The organism is Adonisia turfae CCMR0081, from assembly GCF_011009555.1.
In the GTDB taxonomy this organism is placed as follows: Bacteria; Cyanobacteriota; Cyanobacteriia; order Phormidesmidales; family Phormidesmidaceae; genus Leptothoe; species Leptothoe turfae.
This window is the reverse complement of record NZ_QXHD01000004.1, coordinates 6,825,021-6,829,961: the sequence shown is the minus strand read 5'-3', so window position 1 is coordinate 6,829,961 and position 4,941 is coordinate 6,825,021. Positions and strand designations below refer to the sequence as shown.

Genomic DNA, 4,941 nt, shown 5'->3' with positions numbered 1-4,941 from the left:
TTTGACTAAATTTTGCCAGTTTCGCCAGAAAGGACCATACACCGTGTAAGGTTTACCAGCTCCAGTCAGCACATCCCCCGGTGCATGCAGCAGTTGGTCCCAAGTTTTGGTCCGCATTTCAATGCCTTTTTCCGTCAGGGCTGCTGCCACTGCGTTATCTCGCTGGCGGGAATAGGGTTCCACATCTCGATTCCAATAGACAGCCATAGCTCCCAATGTCGAAGCTGTCTGAGGGATTTGTTCTACAGGATTACCCTTGAGAATCAGCAGTTCACTCCCGACTGCTTGATAACGCTCCTGTAACTGCGCCACACAGCCAAGCATATAGGCCACCCTGGCTGGGGCTACGTCATCTGCTTCTAAGATGCCAGGATCCAGGCAAAAAACCCCGACTACTTTAGGACTCCGTTCCCGAGCAGCGGCAAGGCCTAAATTATCACTAATGCGCAGATCACGACGGTGCCAAAACAGGATCAGATCAGCCATAAACTTGGTAAAAAGGGGAGAATCCGATCAGTATAGGTGGTTTTGAGTGGGGGGTTTAATTGCACTACACCCCAAAACTTAGAACTCAGAATTCAAAACTTCTTCACAGGGACGGTATTCTACACCCATGCATCATGGCTTCCCAGGGCTTAGCTCAGTATTCTAGAAGGGCACACGTTCAGGGAGTTAAAGTTTTGATGACGTCTGGAGCCCCTATCGCCAAAAAACAGCCGAAAACCCTTGAAAAACATGGGGATGTTCGCATTGATGATTATTATTGGCTGTGCGATCGCGACTCCCCAGAAACCCTGGATTACCTCAAAGCTGAAAACATCTACACTGACGCACAAACCTCCCATAACAAGAGCTTTCAGAGAGCTTTGTATGACGAAATGCTAGGCCGCATTCAGGAAAGTGATCTGTCGGTACCCACAAAAGACGGGGATTATTACTATTACAGCCGCACTGAAGAAGGCAAAGCCTATCGCATCCTATGCCGTAAACAAGGTAGCTTAGACGCCCCCGAAGAAATTTTGCTCGATGAAAATGAGCTAGCTGAGGAGCATGAGTTTTTTGCCTTGGGAGACTATGAAACGAGTCTTGATCATCAGTTGCTAGCCTATGCTACAGACACCAATGGATCAGAGCGCTGCACCTTAGTATTCAAAGACTTGACCACTGGAAATCTTTATCCAGAAAAAATTGAAAACATTAGTGAAGTCATCTGGGCTAACGACAATCGTACTGTTTTCTACACTCGACTAGATGATGCCCATCGCCCCTACCAAGTATGGAAACATCGTTTGGGAGAAGATCCAGGTAACGACCAACTGGTTTACGAAGAAACCGACGATGCTTTTTATCTCTCAGTGGGCGGCACCCGCAGCGAAGCTTATCTATTCATCTCAATTAACAGCAAAATCACCTCCGAAATCTGGATTTTAGATGCCAACAATCCAGATGGAGAGTTTCAGATAGTTTGTCCCCGCAAACATGGCGTGGAATACTCCATTTCTCACCATCCTGGCAACAACCACACCCTCGACCGATTTTACATTGTTACCAACGAGGATGCCATTAACTCAAAGCTAATGGTGACACCAGTCAACGCACTCGGCCAAGAGAATTGGAAAACCGTCATACCCCATCGCCCTGATGTACAGCTGACAGGTATTAGTGTATTTATCGACCATCTGATCATTTACGAACGCCAGGGGGGGTTGCCCACCATTCGTATCCACAAACTCTCCACAGGAGAAGACACAGCCCTAGAGTTTCCAGAACCCACCTATTCGGTCTGGTCTGGTGCCATGCCTGAATTTGACAACAAAACTCTGCGATTTACCTACACGTCATTAATCACTCCGTCCTCAGTATTTGATTATGACATGGACACCCATGAACGAGAGCTCAAAAAAGAGATGCCGGTACTTGGAGGCTACGACCGCAGCCTATATCAAAGTGAATGGTTGATGGCGAAGGCTCCCGACGGCACCGAAGTGCCAATCTCGCTGGTGTACAAAAAAGGAACTGAGCGAAATGGCAACAGTCCCCTCTTTCTCTATGGCTACGGATCCTATGGCGCATCATCATCGGCCTATTTCTCCTCTATCCGGCTCTCCCTATTAGACCGAGGTGTCATCTATGCCATTGCCCACATTCGCGGTGGTGGTGAAATGGGTCGGCCATGGTACGAGGACGGCAAGTTTCTCCATAAGAAAAATACGTTTACGGACTTTATTGCCTGTGCTGAGTACCTGATCGATAACCAATGGACCAGCGCTGACAAACTCGCTATTTATGGTGGTAGTGCCGGTGGATTATTGATCGGTGCCGTATTAAATATGCGACCCGAGTTATTTAAAGTTGCCCTCGCAGCTGTCCCCTTTGTGGATGTTGTAACAACCATCTTAGATCCCAGCCTGCCGCTATCAGTGATGGAATGGGACGAATGGGGCAACCCTAATGAGAAAGCGTACTATGACTACATGAAGTCTTACTCGCCCTACGACAATGTCACAGCCCAGAAGTATCCTGACCTGTTGATCACGGGTGGACTTAACGACCCACGAGTCTCTTATTGGGAACCTGCCAAGTGGACAGCAAAACTGAGAGAGTTAAAAACCGATCAGAATAAGCTTCTTCTCAAAACCAATATGGATGCAGGCCACGGCGGTGCCTCCGGGCGTTATGGATGGCTCGAAGAAACCGCCTTTGAATATGCCTTTATGCTGGATAGCCTAGGGGGCACCTCGATTAATTCAAAAATAGAGTCTCAATATGAGATCATGGTTACGGATTAGGGTTGACAGGGAGACTTCTGATGGGACAACAAGGATTTTGGGATTTTGAGATCCGTCATCAAAAGCTGGAATCAAAAAAAGACCTGTTGACCTGCCTGGACGAGCTGATTCCGTGGGATGAGTTTCGACCGCTGTTAGAAAGCGTGTATGTCAAATCCCGTAAGCGTAAAGCAGGTCGTCGCCCGATAGATGTCATCCTCATGTTTAAGTTGTTAATCCTGCAACAGCTCTACAACATTGGTGACGATGAGCTGGAATACCAAGTGAATGACCGGTTGTCATTTATGCGATTTCTACATCTGGGCCTGGAAGATGCGGTGCCAGACGCGAAAACGGTGTGGTCATTTCGGGAGCGCTTACGCCAGGCCGAGTTAGTGGAAGGACTATTTGAGCAGTTTGGGGCCTATCTGAAGGCAACGGGCTACCAAGCCCAATGTGGTCAAATCGTCGATGCCACCTTAGTGCCAGTGCCTAAACAACGGAATAGTCGAGACGATAATGCCGAGGTCAAAGCAGGCAAGGTGCCTGAGGATTGGCAGGACAAGCCTCATAAGCTATCCCAAAAGGATGTGGAGGCTCGTTGGACCAAAAAGAATGGCACGTCTCATTACGGGTATAAAAACCATATCAATCGGGATGCGGGGCATGGGTTTATTCGTCGGTATACGGTCACCGATGCCTCGGTTCATGATTCTCAGGTATTGGGTCAACTGCTAGATGCGGACAATTCTGATGATGAGATTTGGGCCGATAGCGCCTATCTCTCGATAGCGATTGTCACCGTGTTAGAGATGATGGGTTTTGAGAGCCATATTAACGAACGAGCCTATCGCAATCGCCCCCTAACAGAGGTGCAGATAGCGGACAATCGTGAGCGTTCAAAAACCCGGGCCAAGGTTGAACATGTATTTGGGTCGATGGTCAATGAGATGGGGGGCAAAGTTGTTCGCACCATTGGGTTAGCCAGGGCCAAAACCATGCTCGGCCTCAAAAACTTGACCTACAATCTCAAGCGGTATGTCTTCTGGCAAAAACAAGACATGGCTGAAGTATTTGCCTAAAGGATGGGATATTCAGCTCTAAAACGGACACAATGCATGGGGGGTGTTTATTTCATATTCTGATTTCCAGAAACAAGGCTGGATAACAGTCTTATTTGAGACTCGATTCCTCAAAAAATCAATAAATAGAGGTGCCCTGGTGTTAGATGAAGCTCAATATCTGGGCATTGACCCTAAAACAGGTGAACCCACCAACAAATTCGCCGGGACGATGGACCAGTTAGCTGAGTTCTATCCCTATATTTTGGTGATGGGTGGCACGTCAAGGGGCAACGGTGAACGGGTTTGGGGTGTTCAATATACAGCGCCAGACCCTAATAATGAGATTTTCCCGGTATACGATGTAACCGCTTCTTATCAAGAAGGCGTTGCCCAAGGGTATCTGCGCGATGTCATGTTCAAAATGCCTGACGCTGAAGGCATTTGGCATAAAGTTGGAAAGCCTTCTGAATTGATGCAGGTTTCAAAAATGAAGAGAAAGTTAGGACGCTTTCTTAAAGAGGCTGAATTCTATCAACATCTCATTGATATCAGTGTCAATGAATTAAACGATGCTAAGGCTATATGGCAGCATTTTGGAATGTTGGTTGCTGCCTATGATCAGGGACAGGCCAAGAAGATTGAAGCATACTTCAAGACCACCTATCCACACCTAAAAACGGTGGTCGCTATTTCTAGTGATGGCCCTAAAAGTATTGAAGCGCTTCAAAAGTTCAAGCGAGATGAATCAATAGATGTCCTGATCACCGTTAGGCAAGCGTTTATAGGATTTAGCTGCAATCGCCTCAATGTATTGTGCTGCCTAACGAACTATAGAGAATGGGGATTTTTGGATCAACTATTTGGCAGGGTGGCAAGGGTTAGAAAAGAGCTGCCATTTGATGTTCAGTCTGCACGGGTGATTATGCCGTGCGATCCTGAGGCTGTCGCCTATGCTGAGGCTAAAAAGAGTGAGGCGATGGCAGGGCTAAGGCTCAAGAAGATGCAAGCCTCTAAGCCTAAAGCCAACTCTGTGAAAAAGAAAGATTCTGGTTCAATGGCAGACCTTGAAGTACTCCCATCTGTGGTTAAAGGCACCGATGAATCAAAGA

The 4,941-nt window shown here is 47.4% G+C and carries 4 protein-coding genes; 3 read left to right on the top strand and 1 reads right to left on the bottom strand.

The window, feature by feature from the left end; all coding sequences use genetic code 11:
- The coding region (locus tag DXZ20_RS33020; RefSeq protein WP_250566012.1) for a deoxyribodipyrimidine photo-lyase at positions 1 to 486 on the bottom strand (486 nt) is incomplete at its 3' end.
- Between the two features lie 197 nt (positions 487 to 683).
- Here DXZ20_RS33020 and DXZ20_RS33015 point away from each other — a divergent pair.
- From DXZ20_RS33015 to DXZ20_RS33005, 3 genes are all read left to right on the top strand, one after another.
- Entirely contained in the window at positions 684 to 2,789 is a 2,106-nt protein-coding gene (locus DXZ20_RS33015) for a S9 family peptidase (protein WP_163703699.1), read from the top strand.
- Between the two features lie 20 nt (positions 2,790 to 2,809).
- Positions 2,810 to 3,850, top strand: coding sequence for an IS5 family transposase (locus DXZ20_RS33010; RefSeq protein WP_163696094.1), 1,041 nt, complete (start codon positions 2,810 to 2,812; stop codon positions 3,848 to 3,850).
- Positions 3,851 to 3,989: 139 nt separating this feature from the next.
- On the top strand, positions 3,990 to 4,941 hold a 952-nt coding region (locus DXZ20_RS33005), incomplete at its 3' end, for a hypothetical protein (RefSeq protein ID WP_250566011.1).

What these genes read in the sequence shown, in the direction of transcription:
- DXZ20_RS33015 (WP_163703699.1), top strand. Translation starts at nt 684, where the DNA reads ATGACGTCTGGAGCCCCTATCGCCAAAAAACAGCCGAAAACCCTTGAA.
- DXZ20_RS33010 (WP_163696094.1), top strand. Translation starts at nt 2,810, where the DNA reads ATGGGACAACAAGGATTTTGGGATTTTGAGATCCGTCATCAAAAGCTG.